Annotated in this window: 1 protein-coding gene; it reads left to right on the top strand. The window is 43.0% G+C overall.

The genetic code is table 11. The annotated features are described in order from the left end of the window. The coding region (locus tag MTCD1_RS19245) for an AMP-binding protein (protein ID WP_143760183.1) at positions 1–272 on the top strand (272 nt) is incomplete at both ends.

The following is a 272-nucleotide window of genomic DNA, read 5'->3' as shown; positions in this document are numbered from 1 at the left end:
GGATGTAGTGAATATATCTGCTGAAGATCGACTGTTGGCTGTGACCACGATTGGTTTCGATATTGCTGTATTAGAATTATTCTTGCCTTTGGTGCACGGTGCGACCTTGGTGTTAGCTAACGAGCAACAGAGTAAAGATAACCAAGCATTAAGTCAGCTATTATCACAGCATAAAATCAGTGTGATGCAAGCAACACCTACAACATGGCAAAGCTTAGCGGATATTGACACTGCTTGGTGGTCATCACTTAATGTTCTGACTGGTGGTGAGG

Source organism: Colwellia marinimaniae (assembly GCF_002207865.1).
GTDB lineage: Bacteria > Pseudomonadota > Gammaproteobacteria > Enterobacterales > Alteromonadaceae > Colwellia > Colwellia marinimaniae.
This window is presented reverse-complemented; position numbering and strand designations above follow the sequence as displayed.